This window comes from Pseudomonas syringae (assembly GCF_021605415.1).
In the GTDB taxonomy this organism is placed as follows: domain Bacteria; phylum Pseudomonadota; class Gammaproteobacteria; order Pseudomonadales; family Pseudomonadaceae; genus Aquipseudomonas; species Aquipseudomonas syringae_S.
The window spans coordinates 56,051-79,437 of record NZ_WKEQ01000019.1; the positions used below are offsets into that span (position 1 = coordinate 56,051).

16 protein-coding genes are annotated in these 23,387 nt (G+C 60.2%); 1 reads left to right on the forward strand and 15 read right to left on the reverse strand.

Annotated elements, in window-relative coordinates; translation table 11 throughout:
- Positions 1-4 precede the first annotated feature (4 nt).
- From GIW69_RS15125 to GIW69_RS15195, 15 genes are all read right to left on the reverse strand, one after another.
- The gene (locus GIW69_RS15125) at positions 5-601 is read right to left on the reverse strand and encodes a glutathione S-transferase (RefSeq protein ID WP_236483481.1); all 597 of its coding nucleotides are present in this window, start codon (positions 599-601) and stop codon (positions 5-7) included.
- The gene (locus tag GIW69_RS15130) at positions 598-4,239 is read right to left on the reverse strand and encodes an SbcC/MukB-like Walker B domain-containing protein (RefSeq protein WP_236483482.1); all 3,642 of its coding nucleotides are present in this window, start codon (positions 4,237-4,239) and stop codon (positions 598-600) included. Before GIW69_RS15130 ends, GIW69_RS15125 begins: the two co-directional genes overlap by 4 nt.
- Complete coding sequence (locus GIW69_RS15135; RefSeq protein WP_236483483.1) at positions 4,236-5,480, reverse strand: exonuclease SbcCD subunit D C-terminal domain-containing protein; 1,245 nt, start codon at positions 5,478-5,480, stop codon at positions 4,236-4,238. The genes GIW69_RS15130 and GIW69_RS15135 overlap by 4 nt, the downstream gene beginning before the upstream one ends.
- Positions 5,481-5,696: 216 nt before the next feature.
- On the reverse strand, positions 5,697-6,815 hold the full coding sequence (locus GIW69_RS15140; RefSeq protein WP_236483484.1) for a hypothetical protein: 1,119 nt from the start codon (positions 6,813-6,815) through the stop codon (positions 5,697-5,699).
- On the reverse strand, positions 6,812-7,615 hold the full coding sequence (locus GIW69_RS15145) for a hypothetical protein (protein ID WP_236483485.1): 804 nt from the start codon (positions 7,613-7,615) through the stop codon (positions 6,812-6,814). The genes GIW69_RS15140 and GIW69_RS15145 overlap by 4 nt, the downstream gene beginning before the upstream one ends.
- 316 nt (positions 7,616-7,931) lie before the next feature.
- Positions 7,932-11,510 carry a toxin VasX gene (locus tag GIW69_RS15150; protein WP_236483486.1) on the reverse strand — a complete coding sequence of 1,193 codons (3,579 nt, stop codon included), beginning with the start codon at positions 11,508-11,510 and terminating at the stop codon, positions 7,932-7,934.
- The gene (locus tag GIW69_RS15155) at positions 11,507-12,361 is read right to left on the reverse strand and encodes a DUF4123 domain-containing protein (RefSeq protein ID WP_236483487.1); all 855 of its coding nucleotides are present in this window, start codon (positions 12,359-12,361) and stop codon (positions 11,507-11,509) included. The genes GIW69_RS15150 and GIW69_RS15155 overlap by 4 nt, the downstream gene beginning before the upstream one ends.
- A gap of 5 nt (positions 12,362-12,366) precedes the next feature.
- A complete protein-coding gene (locus tag GIW69_RS15160; RefSeq protein ID WP_496570922.1) occupies positions 12,367-14,370 on the reverse strand; it encodes a type VI secretion system Vgr family protein in 2,004 nt (667 codons plus the stop codon).
- Between the two features lie 126 nt (positions 14,371-14,496).
- Positions 14,497-16,134 (reverse strand): BatD family protein, encoded by a 1,638-nt coding sequence (locus GIW69_RS15165; protein WP_236483489.1) that lies wholly within the window; start codon positions 16,132-16,134, stop codon positions 14,497-14,499.
- Positions 16,131-17,864 (reverse strand): tetratricopeptide repeat protein, encoded by a 1,734-nt coding sequence (locus tag GIW69_RS15170; protein WP_236483490.1) that lies wholly within the window; start codon positions 17,862-17,864, stop codon positions 16,131-16,133. The genes GIW69_RS15165 and GIW69_RS15170 overlap by 4 nt, the downstream gene beginning before the upstream one ends.
- Positions 17,861-18,940: a vWA domain-containing protein gene (locus tag GIW69_RS15175; RefSeq protein WP_236483491.1), complete on the reverse strand. Its 1,080-nt coding sequence runs from the start codon at positions 18,938-18,940 to the stop codon at positions 17,861-17,863. Before GIW69_RS15175 ends, GIW69_RS15170 begins: the two co-directional genes overlap by 4 nt.
- On the reverse strand, positions 18,933-19,430 hold the full coding sequence (locus GIW69_RS15180) for a DUF4381 domain-containing protein (protein WP_236483492.1): 498 nt from the start codon (positions 19,428-19,430) through the stop codon (positions 18,933-18,935). Before GIW69_RS15180 ends, GIW69_RS15175 begins: the two co-directional genes overlap by 8 nt.
- Positions 19,427-20,371, reverse strand: a complete 945-nt coding sequence (locus GIW69_RS15185; protein ID WP_236483493.1) for a DUF58 domain-containing protein — start codon at positions 20,369-20,371, stop codon at positions 19,427-19,429. Before GIW69_RS15185 ends, GIW69_RS15180 begins: the two co-directional genes overlap by 4 nt.
- A gap of 5 nt (positions 20,372-20,376) precedes the next feature.
- Positions 20,377-21,336: an AAA family ATPase gene (locus GIW69_RS15190; protein ID WP_003218556.1), complete on the reverse strand. Its 960-nt coding sequence runs from the start codon at positions 21,334-21,336 to the stop codon at positions 20,377-20,379.
- A 267-nt stretch (positions 21,337-21,603) separates the two neighbouring features.
- Complete coding sequence (locus GIW69_RS15195) at positions 21,604-21,957, reverse strand: hypothetical protein (protein WP_236483509.1); 354 nt, start codon at positions 21,955-21,957, stop codon at positions 21,604-21,606.
- A gap of 1,227 nt (positions 21,958-23,184) precedes the next feature.
- Here GIW69_RS15195 and GIW69_RS26225 point away from each other — a divergent pair.
- Positions 23,185-23,316: a hypothetical protein gene (locus GIW69_RS26225; protein WP_268945583.1), complete on the forward strand. Its 132-nt coding sequence runs from the start codon at positions 23,185-23,187 to the stop codon at positions 23,314-23,316.
- The last annotated feature ends 71 nt before the right edge of the window (positions 23,317-23,387 follow it).

The following is a 23,387-nucleotide window of genomic DNA, read 5'->3' on the forward strand; positions in this document are numbered from 1 at the left end:
GTGGCTATTTTTTCATGATGGACGTGAACAGGTCGGATTCGATATAGCGCTGCAGCCAGGCCTGCAAACGTAGGTAAGGCGTTTGTGCAAACCAGTCGCGATCAACGTGGGCGAATTGACGGATGAAGGGCATCAATGCCACATCCGCCAGGCAGGGTTGATCGCCCAGCAAGTAGTCATGACCGCTCAATCGTTCATCGAGTTGGTTGAGAAACAACGCACCTTCAGCGCGATACACCTGCATCGGTTGCTCTGGATAGCGCTCGGCGTATTTGTAGCGATTCAAGTGCACCTTGAACGCTTGGTCGTTGGCTTCGATCAATCCATTGATGCGGGCCATTCCCTGCGGATCGTCCTTGAGCAACCAATCATCCGGATCATGTTGCGCCAGCGCCCAGCGCATGATCTCCAGACTTTCCTCCAGCACCTGACCACTCGCATCGAGCACCGGCACCGTGCCTTTGGGCGACAGCGCGAGCATCTCGGCAGGTTTGGCCTTGAGGCTGACCTCAACGATATTCAGCGCCACGCCCGAATAGCGCAAAGCCATTCGCGCGCGCATGGCGTAAGGGCAGCGCCGGAAGGAATACAGCGTGTTCATTTCACCTCCAGCGTGCTCAAACCATTGCCCTGGCGCTGCACCTGAATCTGCACCGGTATCCGTTCGTGCATTTCCTGCACGTGGGAAATCACCGCAACCTTGCGGCCTTGGGCCTGTAAACCGTCGAGCGCGTCCATGGCCAGTTGCAGGGATTGCGGGTCGAGGCTGCCGAAACCTTCGTCGATAAACAGCGATTCGATTTTCAGGGTGCTCGACGCCATCGACGCCAGCCCCAACGCCAATGCCAGCGACACCAGGAACGTCTCGCCGCCGGACAGCGAATGCACCGAGCGCAATTCATCGCCCATTTCCGTGTCCATCACCAGCAAACCGAGCATGCTGCCACCGCGTTTCAGGCGATAGCGTTTGACCAGTTGGCGCAGTTGCACGTTGGCGTGATGCACCAGCAGATCGAGGTTGTAGGCCTGGGCGATCTTGCGGAAGGTGTCGCCGGTGGCCGAGCCGATCAGTGCGTTGAGGCGCGCCCAGCGCTGATATTCCGCGTAAGCGTCGGCGATTTGTTGCGCCAGTGCCTGATTGGCGTTTTGCCGACGCTGATCCTCGCTTTGCTCGGCACGCAGCTCAGCGCATTGCTGTTCGCTGGCGGCGAACTGGTTTTGCAGGTCGGTGAGGGCGCTGGCGAGTTGTTCGGCATCGAGGTTGCCATTGTGCTGCGCCTGATGACTTTGCAGCTGTCGGTCGCGCTCCTGCACCAACACGTTGGCTTGTTCGATGGCTTTTTCGTTGTGTTGCAAGCGTTGGCGCAGGTCAGCGACATCGGCATCACCCACCCGCAGCAAAGCTTCGAGGCCGCCGTCATCCAGTTCGGGATGCAGCGCGCGCCATTCGCTGATGCCGGTGGCGAGGCTGTTATGTTCAGTTTCCAGCACCGACAAACGTTCTTGCTGCGACTTCAGTTCAGTCGCGATCTGCACAAGTTGCGTGCGAACACTTTGCAGCTCGTGCGCCGTGGAGGTTTCGGCGGAGCGCGCCTGTTCAACGGCGTGTTCCAGGTGTTGCTGCCAATTTTCGGCGCTGCCGTGTTCGCCCAACAGTTCGGCAAGTTTTTGCTGGCTCGTCTGTTGCTGCTCAGCCAAGGCATTGAAAGCTGTTTCGGCACTCCGCTGCTGTTGCACGCGGGTCTGCTGGCGATCCTGTTCCTTCTCCAGCGTTTGCTGACGCTGTAGTTGCTCGTCCAATTCTTCTTTTTGCTGATCGAGTTGCGCCAGGCGCTCGGCGATTTGCCGATCGAGCTGCATGAACGTTTCGGCCGGTTGGTTGCGCAACGCCTCCAGCGTATCGGCCGGCAGCAGGCTGGCAAACGCGGTGAGTTCCTCGTCGAGACGCTGACGGTCGCTGCTCAGTTCGCGTTGCTGGTTAGCCAGCTGTTGAGCCGCTTGCTGATGCGCGGTTTCGGCCTGGCGCAGTTGTTGGGCAAGACGTGCGGCATCCTGTTGCAGGGTGAGCAAAGCGGTCTGACGCTGTTCGTCCTGGACGATGCTCTGGTTCAACTGACTGCTTTGCTGGGTGAGCCAGGCATCGCGTTTGGCCGCGTCCTGATTCATCAGCGAGGCCGACGACGGGTGCGCCGCCAGGCTTGGCGCCAGGGCTTGCTGCTGGCTCGCGACCTGTTCCTGCTGTTGCAGCAATTCTTTCTGCCGGGCGATCACGCCACCGACGTCCGCGCGCAGTTCGGTCAGTTTTTCCTTGAGCAGATCCACAGTTTGCTGGGCGTTGGCCTGTTCGCTTTCGTCATGCCGGCCGAGGCTTTGCAGCAGTGCTTCCGGCTGATGATACGGATGCTCGTGACTGCCGCAGACCGGGCACGGTTCGCCGTCGTGCAATTGCGCCCGCAACTCTTCGACACTGGCACTGCGCGCCAGACGCTGACGCTCCAGCAGTTCGCGGGTGACGCTGAGGGTTTGTTCGGCAATGGTCAGTTCGGCTTTGGTTTTCACGCCATCCTGAGTCAGGCGATCGCGTTCCTGCTGCGCGCTGAGCTGGCGTTGCTGCAAGTCGCTGGCGCGGGTGTCCAGTTCCTTTTGAGTGGCCCACAGTCGACTGAGGTCTTCGATGGCGCGCAGTTGTTTGCGATTGTCTTGCAGCAGGCTGCCGAGAATGCCGATCTGCTCGGCCACGGCGTCCGGCTCGGCACCGGCCTCTTTGTACAGCACTTCCAGTTGCTGTTTTTGCGTGGTGAACGCTTCAACGGTGCGTGTGGCGTTCTGTTCCAGGTTGGCCAGTTCGGCCTGGCCTTTGTTGAGACGATTGCCGATCAGCATCAATTGCTGCAAGCGGTCGCGGTAAGCCTTCCAGGCGTCGCTCAATGGCGCGAGGTGAGCGCTTTTCTCGAGATCAGCGGCAATTTGTTGCAAGCGCTGGGCGACCCGTTCTTGCTGCTCAAGCAAGTTTTGAATAGTGCCTTGTCCGTGAGTACTCGCCGATTGTGCATTGAGTTTCGCCTCGGCGGCGCCGGCCGCTTCCTTGAGGAGGCGGGCGAGGGTGCTTTGCACTTCGAAGGCTTCACGCAGCAACGGTGCGCTGTCGACCTGACGCTTTTGTGATTCGCCGAGGGCAAGCTGTGCCGCGCCCAGCCGTTGCTCCAGCAGCGACTGACGTTCAGTCAGTTCGCCGTGCTGACGGGTGTGCTCGGCGATCTGTGCGGCCAGTGGCGTCAGCAACCCATCCACCTGTGCCTTGCGGGCGAACTGATGGCGTTGCGGGGCGAGTTGTTCCAAGCGCGTCAAGGTCTCACGGTCAGCGCTCAGCAAATCCCACTGCTGCTGAGCGCCGAGCAATTGTTCGACGGCGGCTTGTTGCGAGTCTTGCAACTGGCGCAAATCTTTCAGCCAAGTGTGCTGCTGTTCCAGTTGCTTGAGTTGGGCCTGTTGCAGCTTCAGTTGCTGCTGGGCCGCGTTGAAGCGCTCGTCGAGTTCGGCACGGGCCTCGGGCGTTAGCGGTGTCACGCCGATGGCCTGATCCTGCAACAGCTTGTGCGCTTCGCGGGCCTCTTTGGTCTTGTCGAAGGCGCGGCGGCCGAGGCGTGTATAGAGCGCGGTGTCGGTGAGTTTTTCCAGCAGCTCGCTGCGGTCGTTATCGTCGGCCTTGAGGAACGCGCTGAACTCGCTTTGCGCCAGCAGCACCGCGCGGGTGAACTGTTCGAAGTTCAGGCCGAGGGCTGTTTCCAGTTGTGTCTTGTATTCGCCTTTCTGGCTGGCGAGCAATTGATCCTGATCGATGTCGCGCAAACTTTGGCGGCTGGCTTGCAACTTGCCGCCAGCCTTTTCCCGAGCTCGATTGGCTTCCCAGCGCGCGCGATATCGACGGCCGTCGACGCCGACAAAATCTACTTCCGCGTAGCCTTCACCGGTGCCACGGCGCAACAGCGTGCGCGGGTCGCCGGTAGCGATTTCACCGTCGGCGTCCGGCACTTTGGCGTCGCGGCCTGTGTTGTTCAAGCGCGGCACGGCGCCGAACAGCGCCAGGCACAAGGCATCGAGCAGGGTACTTTTACCGGCGCCGGTGGGGCCGGTGATCGCGAACAGTCCGGCGCTGGCCAGCGGTTCGGCGGTGAAATCAATTTCGAAAGGGCCGGCCAGGGAGGCAAGGTTTTTCAAGCGGATGGCGAGAATCTTCATGGCTGCTCGCCCTCCAGTTGCACGTCTTGCAGCAGTTCAGCGAAGTCCTTCAACGTCTGTTCATCGACTTCGTTGCCGTAGTTGTCGAGCCAGGCGCGGCTGAACAATTCCTGTGGCGTGAGCTGATCCAGTTCGATCAGTGCGCTGCCGTCATCCGCGCCGTCGCGGCCACCGGTGCCCGCATATTCGGCAGCAATGCGCACCAGGCGCACGGCTTTGCCCTCCAGCGCGCTTTCCACTTGGTGACGCAGATCCGGCTGCGGCTCGTCTAGACGCACACGGACTTCCAGCCAAGGTTGGCGCTGGGTGTCAGCGAGCAGATCAACGTTGGGCAAGTCCGCCAGTTGCAGCAGGATTTCTGCCAACGGCGCCGGGCCGATGCGTTGCAGGTTGACCGCGCGCGGGATCAGCTTCGGCTCGACGCTGACCAGGGTTTCGCCATCGAGAACGATGTCGAGAATCTGATGCTGATAGCCAATCTCCGAGAACGACAGCGGGATCGGCGAACCGCTGTAGCGAATCCGGTCTTCGCCGTTGACCTTCTGCGGCTTGTGCAAGTGGCCGAGGGCGACGTAGCTGATGCTTGACCCGAACAGACTGGCCGGCAGCGCTTCGGCATTACCGATGATCAGACTGCGCTCGGAGTCTTCCGAGACTGAACCGCCAGCCATGTGCGCATGGCTGATGGCGATCAGCGCCTGCCCGGGTTTGCGTTTGGCGTTGGCCGCCTCGATCAGCCATTCATGCACCTGACCGATACCGCGCAAATAGTTGTCGCCCAACTGCGCGCCGGTCACTTCCGCCGGCCGCAGGAACGGTAGCGCCAGGCACCACGCGGCGATTTCCCCTGTGGCATCCGGCAGCGGCAGCAACAGGCGTTCGGCGTCGAGTTGGCCGTCGTCCAGCCACAACACGCGGCCTAGCGCATGAGTGCGCAAACGCCGCATCAACGGTGCGGGCAATTCGATGCGCGAACCGGAGTCGTGATTGCCGGCGATCATCACGATAGTCAGCGATGGCAGCTGCTCGTGGGCGCTGACGATGAAGTTATAAAGGCTTTCCTGGGCTTTGACCGGCGGATTGACCGTGTCGAAGATGTCCCCGGCGATCAGCAGCACGTCCGGCTGCGCCAGTTTCAGTTGGCGCAGCAGCCATTCAAGAAAGCATGCATGCTCGAAATCGCGCTCCTGGCCGTGCAGGTTCTGCCCAAGGTGCCAGTCGGAGGTGTGGAACAGACGCAAGGTGGACTCCGCCAATAATCAGGTGATGGCCGCGAAGACGAAAAGGGCGGCGAAAAGGAGAGGAGTTTACTGGCATTTGAACGCGGATGCCCGTTCCCAATGTAGGAGCAGCCTTCGGCACCTCCTACAGAAACGATGACCGGTTTCGCCGCAGAGTACGTCGTTGAAATCATCGACGGCATCGAACAGCAGGACGAAAAGCGTGGCCATGTCCGCTTATGCGCGACGCTTTCCGTTCGGCGCCGAACGTTGCACTTCTGCAAAGATCTCGGTAATCGGCCGGCGCGGCTGGCGTTTTTGCAGTTTGCGCACTTGTTCGCTCAGGCGCAGCAATGCTTCGCTCGGCTTGGCCCATTGCGCGTTTGGCAGCGGTTCTGACCATTCGCGCATGACGTCGGGCAATGTCTGTTTGCCGATTCTTGCCAGGCGCCGCACTTCCCATTCGGTGATGTGGTTGGGCAGCGTCCACAGGGTCATGACGTGATAGAGGTACCAAAAGAACCCCGACAACCGATTGCGTTCGCCGTTGCGGATTTCCTGATGCATGCGGGCGCGGGCGTTGTAGAAGGTGTGCAGGCCTTCGTGGGGCGGATCGTCGGGGCCTTGCAGGTCTTGCAGATCCTGGATGGATTTGAGGTCGTTGACCTCGTATTCCATGTAGCCGCGAATCGCTTCCCAGTGGCTGATCGCGAGCGGCAGGCCGGCGCAGGGGAATTCCACGCTGGTCAGGGTTTCGCCGTGCTGGAAACCGATGCCCATGCCGTATTGGCGCTGGACGCCGTATTGGCTGACGCCCTGGGCTTCGATGATCCAGGCCGAGAGTGATTCCCAGGGGACGAAGACCGGTTCGGTAGCGCCTTCGGGCATGAAAAAGACTTCGCGGCGTTGGCGGTTGAAGCGGGTGGGGATGATTGAGGCGCGTTTTTTGTGGTTGTGGTGCCAGACGCCAAGGCCTATCAACAGGAGGAAAGGGGAAGTTGATAATGTGGTTTCGTACCCAACTTCAAACATCGCGATCATTGATTCCCAGATATGTCCTAATTCATAACCAAAAATAATCCCCAAAAATCCCGTCAACAAAGGGAATAAAAAGACGATCATGAACGAAACACTGAATGGTCCCCCTAATATGACTTGCCAAGAAAACACGTGTAGCGCCCCTAACCCGAAATCCATGAACACATTATTTAGTTCCCCTATATGAGGGCCATAGGCCGGCGAAAGGGTGGGTAATGGCAGGGGGGCTAAGTAGGTGATCGTTCCGCCAGGGAAAGGCTCAATCTCTCCGGCGTTTCGGGTTTGGTCATTAATTGGCAACTTTGAAGGCGTACTCATGCGTGTTTCGCTCCGTTCAGCGCCGAGCGTTGCACTTCTGCAAAGATCTCGGTAATCGGCCGGCGCGGCTGGCGTTTTTGCAGTTTGCGCACTTGTTCGCTCAGGCGCAGCAGTATTTCGCTCGGCTTGGCCCATTGGGCCTTTGGCAGCGGTTCTGACCATTCGCGCATGACGTCGGGCAATGTCTGTTTGCCGATTCTTGCCAGGCGCCGCACCTCCCATTCGGTGATGTGGTTGGGCAGCGTCCACAGCGTCATGACGTGATAGAGATACCAGAAGAACCCCGACAGCCGATTGCGTTCGCCGTTGCGGATTTCCTGGTGCATGCGGGCGCGGGCGTTGTAGAAGGTGTGCAGGCCTTCGTGCGGTGGGTCGTCGGGGCCTTGAAGGTCTTGCAGATCCTGGGTGGATTTGAGGTCGTTGACCTCGTATTCCATGTAGCCGCGAATCGCTTCCCAGTGGCTGATGGCGAGCGGCAGGCCGGCGCAGGGGAATTCCACGCTGGTCAGGTTTTCGCCGTGCTGGAAACCGATGCCCATGCCGTATTGGCGCTGGACGCCGTATTGGGTCACGCCTTGGGCTTCGATGATCCAGGCCGAGAGTGATTCCCAGGGGACGAAGACCGGTTCGGTGGCGCCTTCGGGCATGAAACAGACTTCGCGGCGTTGGCGGTTGAAGCGGGTGGGGATGATTGAGATGCGTTTTTTGTGGTTGTGGTGCCAGGTGGCGAGGCCTATGAACAGAATAAGTGGGCCGACTACTGAAGTGGTTTCGTGCCCAACTTCAAAAATGCCCACCATTGATTCCCAGATAAGTTCTGATTCATACCCAAATATAATTCCCATCATTCCGGTGATCAGGGGGAATATAAATATTTGTGTAAACGAAAGAGCGAATGTGCCTCCCAATATGACCTGCCACGAAAAAACGGCAGGAGAACCAAGCCCGAAGTCCATATACGCATCGTTTAATTCGCCGATATGCGGGCCGTAGGCAGGCATGGGTGTGGGTAATGGGAGTGGAGCAAGATAGGTAATTTTTCCCCCAACGAAAGGTTCGATGTCTCCCGCCTTAGGAGGCTTTTGGAGTAGGGATTGACATACGGAGAACTCGCATTTATTCGGCATGATCGGCCCGCTCCAGAAATTGGGTTTCAACATGCAAAACCGGTGGATTGCCTTTGACCAGTTGAGGGGAAACCACAGCAAAGTGGCCCTCACTGCGAGGCTTCAGATGGATCACTTGAGTTCGTGATATCCATTCACCTTTGGCGTTCAGGGTCTGGATGCAGACGGCCAGTTCCAGTGTTTCAGTGGCAGGGGTGAACTCCGTGTCCGGATCTACGGGATATTGAAGGCAGAGCACCAGCCCCTCGGGCTTTGATTGCACAATTCGCAAGCTGCTGACGACTTCCTCGCTGATGACATCCTTGCGTTCGCGTGGCGCGCCGCGACTGTGCAAAGGCATGGAAATACGGTGTGCGCCGATACCCAGTCGATGGCTCGGTTTCCCACCCAGTGGTGGCAGGAAGTTGGCCAGCGTTAATCCTGGCAAAACCAAATGGATATCGCTGGGCCTGGCTTTGAAAAGCAGGCTTTTGAGCCATGAGTCGTGTGGGTTCTCGCCCAGTTGGGCATAGGGCGCTTGAATGAGAAAGGCCAGATAGCGTTGATAATCGTCCAGTGAGTGATCGCCGCGAGTTTCGGCGTCCAGGCTCCACGGGGTGATTTTTAGCCATTTATCATGGGCGCTGATGTTGTAGCGGTTGAATAGCCAGGTACCGCTTAGTTCGAGCACCGTGAATAACGCCCCGGCGAGATTAAAGCGAAAAAACACTGTGGAGAGACGTGTACCGGCTGCGGCCCAGGCGGCTTTGCGTGCGGCGCTGTTTGCTGCGGTAATGACGGTATAGCCCGAGTACAACGTTTGACCCAGACCATATGCATTGACGGTTGTCATTCCTGCCGCTCCCACCGCAGCGAGAGATGCGGCGCTCTTGGCTGAGCGATTTCCACTGCGAACCGCTTGCTCCCAATTTTGGAGTTGATTGTTAAGACTAACGGCTGAGGAAAGGAACCCAAGACCATAGGTAACAAGCCCCAACCCAATATGTAGCTTGCCCATCTGTATATGTACATTTTGCAAAGCATGATGTTGAAGGCCTGCAACAAGCGTTGAACTGCGCGCTTTCAATGCTGTGTCCGTAAAACTTTGCGCAGCAATAAACCCGACGGCCCCAGTCGCTGCCGTCGCAGTGATCAAAGGTTTCCAAACTCGCTCGTTAGGCACCTGGTTGCGTACTTCTCGAAATACGCCCACCAAATTCACCACCTGCACCATCAAAACCACCAACCCCAACCCCTCCGTCCTCACCAGACTCGCATTCGGCACACTCGCGACCCCCAGCCGAATATTCCTCAACACCCCCCGCACTTCCTGTTGCTGCGCCGGCGCAAACACCGCCGTCACCCCGGCCCGCGCCGGCGTTGCGCCATACAAGCGCATCGATGCATCCGGCAGTTCGGCAATCGGGCTCAACGCCCCGGCAAGCCTCCCTTCAATCAGCGCCAGTTGCGCGCGCACCCGCACAATTTCCTCCTGCAATTCCACCGCCCGCGCCGTTTTGTGGCCCTGGCGGTTTTTGTTGTGGGTAAGTCGGTCGCGTTCGCGGTTGAGCGTCATCAGGTATTCGCGTTCTCTGAGCACTTCCTTGATCGCGCTTTGCAGGGCGCTGTGTTCGGCGGCGCTGGCGACGGTGAAGGTCACGCCGGTGGTTCGTGCGGCGTCGAACAGGCGCAATTTCAGGGCTTTGGGCAGGCGCAGAAACAGTTCGTCGAGGTCGGGGATTTTGCCGCTGTCCAAGTCAAAACTTTCCAGCGCCCGGGCCAGGCCCAGGTTCAGCGCCGGGCTGTAGCTGTGCTGCACGGCCTCGGCGACGGCGCGGGTGGGGTCGGGCAGGTCGTCGAGGGCCGGCAGGTGCGAGTGTTCGACGGTTTGCAGGGTTTTGAGCCAGTGCGGCAGGTTGTTGAACGTCGCCATGCCAGCATTGAACAGGGTTGAATATTGCGCGGCCTGATCCGGTTGCAGGCGCAGCGGCAAGGTGTAAAACAGCGCTCGGGTCAGTTCCGGGTGTTCCTCCAGATAGCCGAGTAGCTTGAGGCTGGCTTCGTCGCTGCGGCAGAGGTCTTTGACGCAGGCGTATTCAGCCACCAAGGCCTGGCCGAGTTGCGTCGGTTCATTGGCATCGAAGTACCAGGCCGACCGTTGATAGCGGCCTGCGCAGACCATATCAATACGGTCGGTCGTGATGCGCTCGAGCAAGCGGTTCCAACGTCCGATGTCGTCGCGGTGCTGATTAAGGACTCGATCCATGGCCGGGCGGTCAATGAGATCGTTGACCCCGCGCTTGCCGCTGAACACCGGGCCGTCGAGCACGTCTCGCATGCGCCGATCCTGATCCTTGCCCAGATTGACCAGCGTAGTCAGGTGACGATCGACGAAGTCCTCCGGCGCGATGGCGGCGAAATACTGCCGGGTGAAATAGCGCCGATCCGCCTCCGCCGACGTGCGGCTGTGGGCGTTGAAATCCGGCGCCATGCCATCGAAACGGTTCAGGGCCAATGACTCGTCGAGGGCCTTTTCCCTCGCCTGGGTGAGTTCTGGCGTCGCGCTGATCTCGTCCGGTTCGATCCGGCCGCCCTGGTTCAAATAGTCGAGCAGGGCCGTGCGGGTTTGGGTGCGATCCGGTTCCGGCAACTGTTCCAGATCGGCAAACAACGCCTTGGCCTGAGGGCTGTCAGTGGCGTTTGCCAGCCCGTCGAAATCCTCGGCGCCAAGCTGACTCAACGACTCGATATAACTCGCCAGCAAGTAATCGCGCTCGTTGTTGCCGGCCTCCATCCAGTCGTTGACCCAGCCGACCACGACATCCTGATAATCGGCCAGATCGCGCAGCACGCCGAGATCGTCGTTGACCAGCAGAAACAATGTGTCGTCCTGATAAGGCGGCTGCACCCGACCGAGAAACTCGCCAATGTGCGCCTCGCGAAACCGCCGGGGCTGCTCCCACAGATAGGGTTCGCGCTCGTGTTCCGGGGCATCGCTGACCTGCACCGCAGGCAACTCACCTTCAGTAGACGCAGGTGCGGTACCGAGCTCCGCCAACCAGCGTTTGGCCTGATGGACGTTCAACAGATCCTTGCCGCCGGTTTCGCAATTCACCGCCCCCAGGTCGACAACCTGCATGAAATGTTCGCGCTCCTCGGCGCTGTCGAGGACTTGCCGGCATTTCTGCGCCGTCCACTGCACCTCGGCGAAGGTGACGTACAAGGTGCTGCGCCGGGAAAAAATCAGCGCCGGGCGCTCTTCGATGGGCGAACGCTGATCCTCGCTGACGGTTTTACCCTTGTGCAGCAGCGCGCTGACCGTGCCGTCCTGCGTGCGGTATTCGTGAAGCTCGCCGCTGAGGCCGTCGATGATGTACAGCCAGCCGTCGCGCAACATCCGCACGCCCACGGGCCGGGCGGAAAGGGCATAAGGCAGCGTCAGCTCGGCACTGGGATCAAGCGGCCGCTCGACCAGCCCGTAACGCAACGGCAGCAGTTGCACATGGGTTTGCCGCAAGGGACAGGCACCGGGTGAGCCGACGGTGGTTTTCGAGGCAGCGGCGGCCGCGAGGTTGGCGGGATGGGTCATGGTCGGCCTCGTTGTATAGCCCAGTCGTAAGCCAGCGCCGCCGCCAGAGCGACGCGTTCGCCGGGTGATTGCAGGGAAGGCGTATGGAGCAACTGATGGATTTGCGGATGCTGCTCGGAATCGCCGTCGAGCCAGGCCATGACGTTGGCGTAATACAGCAGCTCTGACGGTGTGCTCAGGCCGATGCTCTGCGCTTGGGCCTGGCATTGCTCTAGCGCAGGCCAGCGAGAGGCGACGCTGTCACCGACGTGCTGGTCGGGAAAGTGCGCGAGCAAATGAGCGTCAAGGTCAAGCAGCACGCGGCGCTGATCGACATCCGTCAGCGCGGCATCCAGCCCGGCACTCAAGCGGTAAGGCGTTTGAAGTGTCGGCGTGTCAAATTCGATGGGTCGCTGAATCTGCCAGCTGCCATGGCGACTGTCGGCCGTCACTGCGCAGGTCAATGGCCCGGTCAGTTGCGGATCTTCAGTGTCGAACAACGCACGCATCACGGCGGCATCGGCCAGCCGCAACAGCACCGTATGGCCGTCGGGCGTCTCGACCGTCAGCAGCTTGCGCAAATGTTCAGCGACGTCATGGGGCGCTTCTGTGCTGAACAGCAGCGCACCCCATTCTTCGTGGGCATGGGCGAGGAAAAATTGTACGAGGGGCTCGTCGACACGATCCACCGGCACCAGCAATGGCGAGATGTCCTCTAGGGCCACAAACGGCGGCCGGTTGAACAGCGCAATGGTGATGGCAGCGGGGTTGAGCTGTTTCAGCTGCGCCGGCAAATCGGTCACTGTCGCGCCATCAAGCAGTAGAAGAGCTTGTTGCTGCCCCCATGGGAGATCGTCTGGAAAGGATTTCATGGGCATCATTGCTGCGCCGCCTCGCAAATCAGGCACCGTGCGGTGCGATTGGACACCAGCGTCCGGCGTTGCTGTTGCGGGTCAAACGTCACGGCCAGCAACGGCAGTGTGCCGGGCATCAGCGGCTCTGCGTGAAGACCGGTGGCGGGGACGCCGCCTTGCACAATGGGGACGCTGCTGAAAATGCCGTCCGGCCCCAACGTCAGCCAATGCCCGCCAGCCTTGATCGTCAGGCTCGCGCCGGCGTCGATGACGATCTGCTGCCCGGCACAGAGATGCACCTGTTGCGCGGCGCTGAGCCGCTGACTGGCGACGCGGATGTGCTGGTCGCCATGTACCCAGAGGTGGTCGTCCTGCTTCAGTTCAGTCTGGCGATTGCCGTGGGTGAGGTGCTGTTCGTCGCTGCGCAGTTCATGGCTGGCGATGCCGCTGACCACCACTGATCGTTGGTTGTCGACCTGAATGCGTTCGTCGTTGAGGACGACCTGGACGAAATCACGCTGGGCGCGGACGGCGATTTCTTCGGCACCTTTTCGGTCTTCAATGCGCAGCTCGTTGTAACCGCCGCCACCCGGGCTGCTCTGGCTGCGGAAGATGCTGCGGGTCTGTTCGGCTGGCAAATCCAGCGGCACCGGCGTCGAGGCGTTGGGCAGGCAGCCGAGAACGAACGGTTTGTCCGGATCGCCGTCGGTAAAGCCCACCAGCACTTCCATGCCGACGCGGGGAATCTGCACGCTGCCGTACCGGTCATGAGCCCAGCCTGCGGCGACGCGCAGCCAACAACTGGATCGTTCGTTGCGCTCGCCGTCGCGATCCCAGAACAGTTGAACCTTGACCCGACCATAAGCGTCGCAATAAATCTCTTCGCCGGCGGGCCCGGTGACGATGGCGTGTTGGGTGCCGGCCATGCGTGGTTTCAAATGTTCGAGGGCGGGGCGGAACGGGACATCCCACGGCGTTGCGACGAACTCGTTGCGATAGCCTTGGTGAAAGCCGTCCGCGGACGCCGCCTGCGTCAGCGTTTCCTCAAGCACTTGCGGCTGCTTCCCACGATGCGTGATCCCAGTGAGCAGCCAAAGACCGTTACAGTCCGCGCGCGGGTGGCCGGTCATGTCGACGAAATGGCCCGCGTGCATGCGGCTTTGGTCACTGCGGCCATGGCTTTGGCGGAAATCGGCACGATGCCGTTCCAATGCCCGTTGGCTCAAGTGTTTGCCGCGCTCGCGGTGAGTGAACTGCCCGGGAAACGCGTAATCCTCAAGCGCGGGCAGGTGCGGTTTTTTTGCGGCGGCGTCGAGTTGCACCTGAGGTTTCTCGAAGTGGTAGTCGCGACGGATGACGTGATTAGTGCGGGTTTCCAGACGTACCTGAAAACGATCAATGACGGCCAGCTCGGCAACCATGCCACTGCCTTGTACATACGCCGTGGGCGTGTCCGGTTTGTGGAAAACGGTCTGGTCGTCGCCGAACACCAGCGTGTGTCCGGCAGCACTGTGCCGGAAGTGAAAGTGCAGCCCTTCCTCCTCGCACAGGCGCTGGAGAAAACTCAGGTCAGACTCGTTGTACTGCACGCAATAAGGCCGGGGCGGGTAGTCGACACTCAGCTGGAAATGCCAGGCGTCGGACTGCAAGCCATGGTCGCCGAGAAGGCTGGCGATGATTTGCGGAACGCTCTGGTGCTGGAAGATACGCTGGTTGTGGCGATGGGCGAGGTAGGCGAGACGGGGCACCAGGGTGATTTGATACCGCGTCAGGCGCTTGCCGGAATCACCTTGAGCGACTCGATGGATCTGCCCGTGAATGCCCGAACCGTCTGGCGCAAATGTCAGAAAGGCTGATTGATGCAGCAGCGATTCAAGTGCAAGGTCAGGCCGTTCGCTGACAAGTTCGAGCAGAACCTCGTAGGGTTGGTTGAGTGCCTCCCTGGCACTGAACTCAAGCACTTGAAGGTCGTGGCGCAAACCGTCGATGTCGAGGACGAAATCGACGGGCTTATTGGAACTGGGCATCCACATTTCCCTGTGTCTTTCAAAGGCACGGGACTTTGCGTGGATCTACGGGTTTACGCAGTCGGTCGAGTCGACATTTCGTGTAGGACGCTTCCGTTTTAGTGGGCGACCCCGTTGTGGGAAATTTTACTTCGGGTAAAGCGGCGGCAGTCCACTGTCACCGGTTGCATCCTGAACCCGTTCCGCCATCGGTATGGTGCGGATCGCCCGCCACAGGTCTTCACCTTGCCAGTGCTGGCCGGTTTCGCTGTACAGCGCACCGTTGAGGCCATCCAGCGCATCCGACAGCGGCACAAAGCGCGCCGCCATATCCGCAAGGGTTTCCGGTTGCTGACGAGCCCAGGCATCCAGCGCCTGGCGGGTGGCGTGTGGGTCGTTGGCCTGGGTGGCACGTTTGAGGTCGTCGAGCACGGTGCGCGGGCTCGGGCCGGTTTGCGCGGCGCGCAGAATCGCCGGTTGCCATCGGGCGCGCCACCACAGGCCGAAGCCGAGCAGGGTGGTGCAAGCCAGCACGAAGGTGCTGAGTTTCCACCACCACAGAGTTTCGCCATCTATGCCGGATGCTTGCGGGTTACCCGTGGGCGTATCGACTTGCAGGCTCGGGTTGTCCGCCACGTGCAGGGTGCGCGCCGGCAAGCTGCTGTGTTCGAGGTGATCTTCGAAAGTGTTCCACCAGACTACGTCAACGGTCGGCAACTCGATTGCACCGCTGCGCGAAGGCACCAGCGCTTCGCGTTCCTCGCGGCTGCCGATCAGGCCACGGTCGCTGGTCTGGTTGCTCAGCACCGGTTGGTCGGGATAGCGGCGCAAGCCATTGGCGTCGGTGGCGGGCAGGGCGGGGAGTTGGGAGCCGGCGAGGCCTTCGACCTTCAGGGTCAGGCTACGCGTGAAGGAGTCGCCGACCTGCGCGTGCTCCGGCTCGGGGCTCCAGGTTTCACTCAAGGTCAGGTTGCGTGCCGGCAGCCAGGGCGCATCGGCGGGATACGTCATGGGTTTGGGTTTGACTGTGAGGGTTATCTCGGCGGATTTGATCCGCAGCAACTTGCCCGGTTTCGGCCCTTGTGTGGCGGCGTCCTGGGTCGGTTGGTTATCCACTCGGGTGGCGCTGAAGGTTTGCGGGGCAATCGTCAGCAAACCGCTGTGCTGCGGATAGAGGGCGTAGCGCATTTCGATCACGCCATGGCGCAGACCGTTGATGTCTTTTTCGTAGGTGCGCATATCGCCCAGTTGTTCGATGCGCGTGTCGGCGATTTGCGGCGGCGTCAGGCTGCTGTCGTCGTACAGCGACACCGAGTGATAAATGCGCAGGGTCAAAATCGCTTGAGCCTGCACATAGACGCTGGTCTGGTCGAGGCTGGCTTCGATGAATACTGGCGCTTGCTGATTGTTGTCTTCGCGCGCGTCACTTTCCACCACTTGCACGGTGATTGGCTGGCTTTCGGTGTCGCCCAGTTGCAGCGGCGGGATGGTCACGCTGCCGTTTTGTCTGGGCAGCAAGGTGACGATCCAGCGAGTGGTGGCGTGGTTGTCGCCGTTGAGCGTGTTCAACTGGTTAACCTGGCGCGTGCCGCGCACCTCGAACAGCGGTTCGAGCGGGGCCAGATCCGGTTTGCCGAACTGCGTGACATCGTCGGATTCGAGGGTGAGTTCGATCGTCTCGCCGGAGTTCAGGCGACTGCGATCCACGCTGGACGTCAGCTCGACCGCTTGGGCGGAGGCTGTGCAAACCAGCAAGGGCAGCAAGAGCGCGGTGAAGCGGGTCATCGAGTGTTTTCCTGATCCTGATGTTGTTGCTGTTCGTACCAGAACTTGCGTCTTAGCAGTTCGCCTGGATCGTCAGGGATTTTCCCCAGCCACTGCTCCAGCGCCTGGCGCTGTTCGCCTGCCAGGTTGTCCTCGCCTGGGTGAACCTGCGGTGTCTCTTGCTCCTCGCTCGGCTCGCTGTCCGGGATTTCGTTGGCACCCGGAAGCGGCGGGGCGGTCGGCGGTGGTTCTTCAGCGGACGGCTCGGGGCTCGCCTCGCCGTGGGTTTCGCTGCTGACCGCCGGCGGTGGCGCGGTCGCGGGCGGTGATTCATCGCCCGGCAGATTTTGTTCCGATGGTTTGCTCTCCGGCTCGGCGGGCGGCGGGGCGCTCTTCTGTTTGAGCAGGTTTTCCACCAGTGCCTTGTTGGTCAACGCCGGGCGCAGATCCGGTTGCTTTTCCAACGCCTGATCGTAGGCATCCAGCGCCGCTTCCAGCTCACCGCTCCTGGCCAGGGCATTGCCCCGATTGTAGTGGGCGCGGGCGTCGTTGCCTTTGGCGAAACGCTGGGCGGCGCCACTGTAATCGCCGGCCTCGTAGAGCGCCACCCCTTGCCATTGCGGGTCTTCAAAATGTTCGGCGGCTTCGGCCGGACGTTTTTGCTTGAGCAGGTGCAAACCCTGTTGATCCGGACGCAGCCACAGATCCTCGAAGTCGAAAGCGTAGCTCGGTTGCGGCAGGATCAATAGCAGCGGCAGGCAGAACAGCCAGCCCCGGCGCCCGGCACAAGCCGCGAGCAACAGCAATGGCAGCAACAGCCAGTAACCCTGATCGGCCCAGGTGTCGAGGCGCACGGTCTGGCCGTCATGACGCAGGCTGCGCGGCCCGTCGAGCAGGCCGAGATCACGAAGGTCGGCGTCATCCAGCCGCAGGTTGCGGTAGTCGCCGCCGACGGCATTGAGAAAAGCGCCCAACCCCGCGCTGTCCAGTTGCGGTACGCGGATCGCGCCTTGCTCATCCTTGAGGAAACTGCCGTCCTCCTGGGCAATCGGTGCGCCCTCGGCCGTGCCGACCCCGAGCATCAGCAACGTGGTCGATTGCCCGCTCAGCGCCCGGCGGATGCCTTGGCGTTCTTCCTCTGACAATGATGAACCGATCAGCAGAATCCGCCCCTGGCCGAGCGCACCCTGTTTCAGCAGCATCAGTGCCTTGGCGACCGCCAGATCGGCACGATGACCGGTTTGCGGCATCAGCGACGGCTTGAGCGCGTCAAGCAGATTGCGGCTGGTGGCCAGATCATCAGACAGCGGCACCAGCGTGTGCGCGCTGCCGGCATAGACGACGATGGCGGTTTGCGCGTCGCTGCGCACCCGCAACAGGTCGAACAGCTTGCGCCGGGCTTGCTCCATTCGCGTGGGCGGCGAGTCGGTGGCGAGCATTTCCGGAGTCAGTTCCAACACCACCACCAACGGGTCGGCGGGTTTCTGGCTGGTCTGTTCGACGCGCTCCCAGCTCGGCCCGAGCAATGCCGCGACCGTCAATAACCAGGCCACGCCGAGAGCAACCCATGGCAACTTACTGTCCCGGCCGTTTCCGCCGCTGAGCAGGGTGCCATGAAAGGCGGGCGGCAGAATCATCTGCCAGCGCCCGGCGCGTTTCTGCCGGTGCCAGAGTTGCCAGAGCAGCCAGCCGAGCAGCGGCAACAGCAACAGCCACCAGGGACGGAACCAGTGCGGCCAGAGGGCGATCATCGGCGCCTCCGCAAACGCAGGCGCTTGAGGCGTTCACGCCAGTCAGGCAATGGACTTTGCAGATAGAGTTCCTTGGTGAACAGCTGTTGCAGCGGATTGTTCGGCCAGCGCTCGCGCACAACCATCAACAGGCTCAGCAGCAACGCCAACGCCAGCGGCCAGTGATACAACGCCTGTGCGGGACGGGCCTCAGTCGGTTGCTGGGTAACCGGTTCAAGCAGGTCGAGGGTGTCTTTGATCGATTGCAGTTCCTGGCCGTCATGGGCGCGGAAGTAGCGTCCGCCGGTGGCTTCGGCGATGGCTTTAAGTGATGGCTCGTCGAGATCCAGACTCGGATTGACGCCGAGCAGACCGACGCTGGCGCTGTCTTGCGGATCCGCACCGATGCCGATCGGGTAGATTCTCACTCCTTCGCTGGCGGCGAGACGCGCCGCCGTCAGCGGATCGATTTCTCCGCCGTTATTGGCGCCGTCGGTGACCAGAACCAGCACACGACTCTGGGCCGGACGCAGGCGCAGACGTTTCAGGGCCAGGCCGATGGCATCGCCAATGGCGGTGTTTTTGCCGGCGATGCCGATTCGCGCTTCATCGAGCCAGACGCGCACGGTGCGCCGGTCGAAGGTCAGCGGTGCTTGCAGGTAAGCCTGGCTGCCGAAAAGGATCAGGCCGACCCGGTCACCTTCACGGCTTTCAAGGAAATCGCCGAGCAAATGCTGCACCAGCGCGAGACGGCTGACGTCTTCGTCCTGCCAGCGCATGTCAGGAAAGTCCATGGAGCCGGAGACGTCGACCGCCACCAGCAAGTCCCGGCCACTGGCGGCAATCGGCAACGGTTCGCCAAGCCATTGCGGGCGCGCCGCCGCGATCAGCAGCAATAACCACAACAGAATGAACGGTGCCTGCTGACGCCAGGCGGGCAGATGCGCGCGGGCACGACGTCGGGCCAGGCCTTCAAGGTCGGCGAGAAAGCTGACTTTCAGTGCCGGCTCACCGCTGTCCGCCACCGGCAGCACGACGCGCATCAACCATGGCAAGGGCAGCAGCAGGAAAATCCACGGCCAGGCGAACTCAAACATGTTTGCGAATCCACGTGTCGACGGCTTGCGTCAGGCCGGCGATAGCCTTGTCGTCGAGTTTGCATTCAGGTTTGTAAGCGCCTTCGACCAGTACCATCCAGCGCGTCAGCCCGGCGGCAGGGCAGCGGTTGTCGAGGAACGCCAGCCATTTGCGGCCGTTGAGCGTGTGACTCTGACTGTAGGGGTAGTGGTTGCGACACAGACGTTTGAGCAGGCCATTGAGTTGCTGCAGCCAGGCGCCGGCCGGCGCGCCGTCGTAGGGCTTGGGCATTTGCGACAATTCCACGAGCGCGGCCAGACGCACCGGATCCAGCGGCTGTTCGGCGCGGACGACAGGGCGTTTTTTCAGCGGAATGAAACGGCGCAGACGCCACAGGACGAAGCCCGACAGCGGCAGTAACAACAGCAACAGCCACCAACCCGGTGCCGGTGGCCAGAAGGCAATCGGCGGCGGGGAAATCAGCGGCTGCAGCTGTTCGAGGCCGTTCATCGACCTTTCCCCGGGCGCTGTGGGTTCAGGTATTCGCGCAACTGCTCGACCATTTCGCTCTGGGTGCTCAAGGGCATCAGCAACACGCGCAGCTTCTGCGCGAGCAATTCCCAGCGAGCGATGCGCGCTTCGGCCTGGGCGCGGTAAGTCTGGCGCAGATCGAAGTTGAGGGTGTCGAGTTCAAGCTGCGCACCGCGTTCGGCGAATCGCAGCAGGCCGGCGGCGGGCAGGGCGTGATCCAGAGGATCGGAAATTGGCAGCAACAGCAGATCGCAATGACGCGACAGCAGGCTCAATTGCTGCTCGGCACTGTCGGACAGCGCACGCTCGTCGCAAATCACGACAACCAGACTGCCGGGGCGCAACACTTCCCGCGCCCGACGCAGCGCCACCCCAAAAGCATCGCGATCAGGTTCGCGTTCGGTGTGCAGCGACTGATTGACCCGTACCAGCCGGTTGAGCAACTGCAAGAGGGACTGCTTGCTGCGCCGTGGCTTGATTTCGTAATGCTCGTTGTCGCCGAACACCAGCCCGCCGACCCGGTCGTTGTGGCCCAGCGCCGCCCAGCCGACCAGCGCCGCCGCTTGTGCGGCGAGTACGGATTTGAACGTCAGCCCGGAGCCGAAAAACAAGCGCCGGCTCTGTTCGACCATGATGAAGATCGGCCGCTCGCGCTCTTCGTGGAACAGCTTGGTGTGCGGTTCCTGGGTACGCGCGGTGACTCGCCAGTCGATGGTGCGCACGTCGTCGCCGGCCTGATAGACCCGCACCTGATCGAAATCGACGCCGCGACCACGGAATTTCGAGTGGTGCAGGCCGATCAGCGGACTGCGCTGGCTCGGTGTCGAAAACAGCTGCACTTCGCGCACGCGGTGACGCATCTCGATCAGTTCGGCGAGGCTGGTACGGACACCGGGTTCGGAGGGCAGGGAAGCGTTCATGGGGGTCAAGCGACAGCGACGACGTCGAGAATCCGCTGCACCACCCGATCCTGATCAATGCCAGCGGCTTCGGCTTCAAACGACAAAATGATGCGATGACGCAGCACGTCGAACAGCACCGCCTGAATGTCTTCGGGGCTGACGAAGTCGCGACCGGCCAGCCAGGCATGGGCCCGGGCGCAGCGGTCGAGGGCGATGGAACCGCGCGGGCTGGCGCCGTAGGCGATCCACTCGGCCATCTCCGGATCGAATTTGGCCGGGGTGCGCGTGGCCATGACCAGTTGCACCAGGTATTCCTCCACGGCGTCGGCCATGTACAGACCGAGGATTTCCTTGCGCGCGGCGAAAATGGCCTGCTGGCTGACCCGGCGCTCAGGTTTGGTTTCGCCGTTCAGGGCTTCGCCGCGGGCCTGCTGGAGAATGCGCCGCTCGACAGCGGCGTCTGGGAAGCCGATCTTGACGTGCATCAGGAAGCGATCGAGTTGTGCTTCCGGTAACGGATACGTGCCTTCCTGTTCGATCGGGTTTTGCGTGGCCATCACCAGAAACAGCGGCGACAGCTCATAAGTGCTGCGTCCGACGCTGACTTGACGCTCGGCCATGGCTTCGAGCAGTGCCGATTGCACTTTGGCCGGGGCGCGGTTGATTTCGTCCGCCAGCACCAGGTTGTGGAAGATCGGGCCTTGCTGGAATACAAAACTGCCGGTTTCCGGGCGATAGATCTCAGTGCCGGTGATGTCGGCGGGCAGCAGGTCGGGTGTGAACTGGATACGATGGAACTGGGCTTCGATGCCCTCGGCGAGTTCTTTGATCGCTTTCGTCTTGGCCAGCCCCGGGGCGCCTTCGACGAGCATATGACCGTCGGCGAGCAGGGCGATGAGCAGGCGCTCAATGAGTTTTTCCTGGCCGAGGATCTGCGTTGAAAGAAAGGTTCGCAGCGCCAAAAGCGCTTCACGATGTTCCATCGATGACTGTTCCTGGAAAGGGTGGCACGGGCGTTCAAATAACGCCGGGGCTGGGGGCGTTACTTTAATCCATCGTGGGGGGTGGCGACTAACGGCATTTTGCACAAAGTGCGGGAAACGACTGCGGGAATTGTTGGATTTTTGCAGGGCAATAACCATCAACGACCGCACTGGCCCCATCGCGAGCAGGCTCGCTCCTACAATTGATCGTCGTGCACCGTCCATGTAGGAGTGAGCCTGCTCGCGATGGGGCCAGCTCGAGCACCATCAAATTTGGCTGATAAAAGTGCCCGTGCCATCAAGGATGTTCTTCAGGGTTTCTTCAACCTCAGCCAGATCCACCATGTCCGGGTTGTAGGTAATTTCCAGCACGTCATCGCCATTCAACGCATCGGCATCGCCAGCGGCGATTTCGATCTTCAACAGCGTCGGCGTCAAGGTCACCTTGACCCCGTCCAGCGTCGACGGCTCGCCATCCAGGGTGATCTCCAGCTCGTCCTCGTCCGGGTAGCGGCTCATCAGGAACATGTCACCCTTGTCGCTGTGGCAGCAGAGCATGGCCATGTTGTCTTCTTCGTCGTCGCACGGGTTGACGATCAGTAGGGCGGTGGTCATTTGCATCGGGGTATTCCTGGTTAGACGAGCGCGACGGATGCGCCAAAGAATTGATTTTGCCAGCTGAACGAATACTTTGCTGCCCTGGCTGCGGGATTTCTGTTTTTTGCTCCACCATTTCTTTATAAAACGGCAGGGAATATAGAAAAAGCAGCGATGCAGCATGAACGGAACCATGAAGTATAGAAAAAACGACATGGCTGAATAAAAAATAGAGAAGAAAACTGCATTGAGCCCGAAGAGTCCTCCGTATTTTCCCGTCGCTGTTGCCAAGTCTTTTGAAGTCAGATAAAAACTCCATGCATAAAGTATGAAAAGAAGTGTGCCTCCAATGAGAATGGCTAGGTATCGCTTGAGTGTCATTTTGTCAAATTGTGTGGGGTCGAACTCTGTTGTGACGGCTTGATAGGTTGAGCGGATGGCTAACAATGGCCCGAATATGGCGACATAATTTGCGGCTGCCTTTGAACTGAAGGGGAAAAGAGATGACCAGAACCCGATAATGCCAAATAGCTGGTTATCTATGAATGCATTGATGGCAATGTCCAGTGTGTTTTGAGGGTGCGCGGGCAGTAAGAGACTTATGAGGAAAATTGGAATGCAAAAAATCCCGAATGCCGACAGGAATGAAGTTGGGTTGAATGCTTTTCCAGTCATAAAGGATTTCTGACCCGCCGTGGCTGTAATAAGTTAGATAGCCAAGGTTGAGTCGGTGTGGACGACCCAACCTTGATACAACTTTTTTTCGTTACCTAGGTAACGCGGTTTCTATTTGTTCTAGGATAATCGCGTTGATTTTTTCCACGTTAGTGGAGTCCAGTAAAAATGCTGCCACTGCAATCACCAAGCCAGCAGCTACGATGACAGATGCGCTGGTGGCAGCAGCTACAGGGAGAGACGCGACAACAGTTCCAGTTGCCGCATGTGCTAATTCCTTTTTCTGATAAAGAACCTGTTCCGTGGTTCGGTCTCATATTAGTAGCGCTGCCGACAGAAATATTCTGTAGGGTCTTGGTCTTTTAATTGTGTAAGACAATTCTTGTCAGGTTGTAAGTTTGTGTAAGTGTGGCTTGTTGTTCGTTGTTTTTGGTCCGCTTTGTCGATTAAAGAGCGGGTGGTAGGAAAGTTTCTGCGTTACGTTCTGATTGTTGATGATGAAATATCTGACTTGGCTGTAGGACTTTTTATCGTGGCACCAACAACAATGCGTTCGACAGCGACCTGGTCGGCCACTTGCAGCTCTTCTGCCGCGAGTGCGACTCCAGCAATATCGACGCCAGCATGGATAAATTGACCCTGCAAATGCAGTGCTACGACTGTGCCGCCATCAGCAAATTCCGGGCATACGAAGAGTTGCCGGACTGATCCGCGTCAACCGCTGGCGCTGAACCCGATGCCGCGCTCAAGGTCGATAAAACGGCGTTGGGCGTTTTCGT

What these genes read in the sequence shown, in the direction of transcription:
- GIW69_RS15130 (WP_236483482.1), bottom strand. Translation starts at nt 4,239, where the DNA reads ATGAAGATTCTCGCCATCCGCTTGAAAAACCTTGCCTCCCTGGCCGGC.
- GIW69_RS15145 (WP_236483485.1), bottom strand. Translation starts at nt 7,615, where the DNA reads ATGGTGGGCATTTTTGAAGTTGGGCACGAAACCACTTCAGTAGTCGGC.
- GIW69_RS15165 (WP_236483489.1), bottom strand. Translation starts at nt 16,134, where the DNA reads ATGACCCGCTTCACCGCGCTCTTGCTGCCCTTGCTGGTTTGCACAGCC.
- GIW69_RS15140 (WP_236483484.1), bottom strand. Translation starts at nt 6,815, where the DNA reads ATGAGTACGCCTTCAAAGTTGCCAATTAATGACCAAACCCGAAACGCC.
- GIW69_RS15175 (WP_236483491.1), bottom strand. Translation starts at nt 18,940, where the DNA reads ATGTTTGAGTTCGCCTGGCCGTGGATTTTCCTGCTGCTGCCCTTGCCA.
- GIW69_RS15155 (WP_236483487.1), bottom strand. Translation starts at nt 12,361, where the DNA reads ATGAAATCCTTTCCAGACGATCTCCCATGGGGGCAGCAACAAGCTCTT.
- GIW69_RS15180 (WP_236483492.1), bottom strand. Translation starts at nt 19,430, where the DNA reads ATGAACGGCCTCGAACAGCTGCAGCCGCTGATTTCCCCGCCGCCGATT.
- GIW69_RS15125 (WP_236483481.1), bottom strand. Translation starts at nt 601, where the DNA reads ATGAACACGCTGTATTCCTTCCGGCGCTGCCCTTACGCCATGCGCGCG.
- GIW69_RS15160 (WP_496570922.1), bottom strand. Translation starts at nt 14,370, where the DNA reads ATGCCCAGTTCCAATAAGCCCGTCGATTTCGTCCTCGACATCGACGGT.
- GIW69_RS15170 (WP_236483490.1), bottom strand. Translation starts at nt 17,864, where the DNA reads ATGATCGCCCTCTGGCCGCACTGGTTCCGTCCCTGGTGGCTGTTGCTG.
- GIW69_RS15195 (WP_236483509.1), bottom strand. Translation starts at nt 21,957, where the DNA reads ATGCAAATGACCACCGCCCTACTGATCGTCAACCCGTGCGACGACGAA.
- GIW69_RS15190 (WP_003218556.1), bottom strand. Translation starts at nt 21,336, where the DNA reads ATGGAACATCGTGAAGCGCTTTTGGCGCTGCGAACCTTTCTTTCAACG.
- GIW69_RS15185 (WP_236483493.1), bottom strand. Translation starts at nt 20,371, where the DNA reads ATGAACGCTTCCCTGCCCTCCGAACCCGGTGTCCGTACCAGCCTCGCC.
- GIW69_RS15150 (WP_236483486.1), bottom strand. Translation starts at nt 11,510, where the DNA reads ATGACCCATCCCGCCAACCTCGCGGCCGCCGCTGCCTCGAAAACCACC.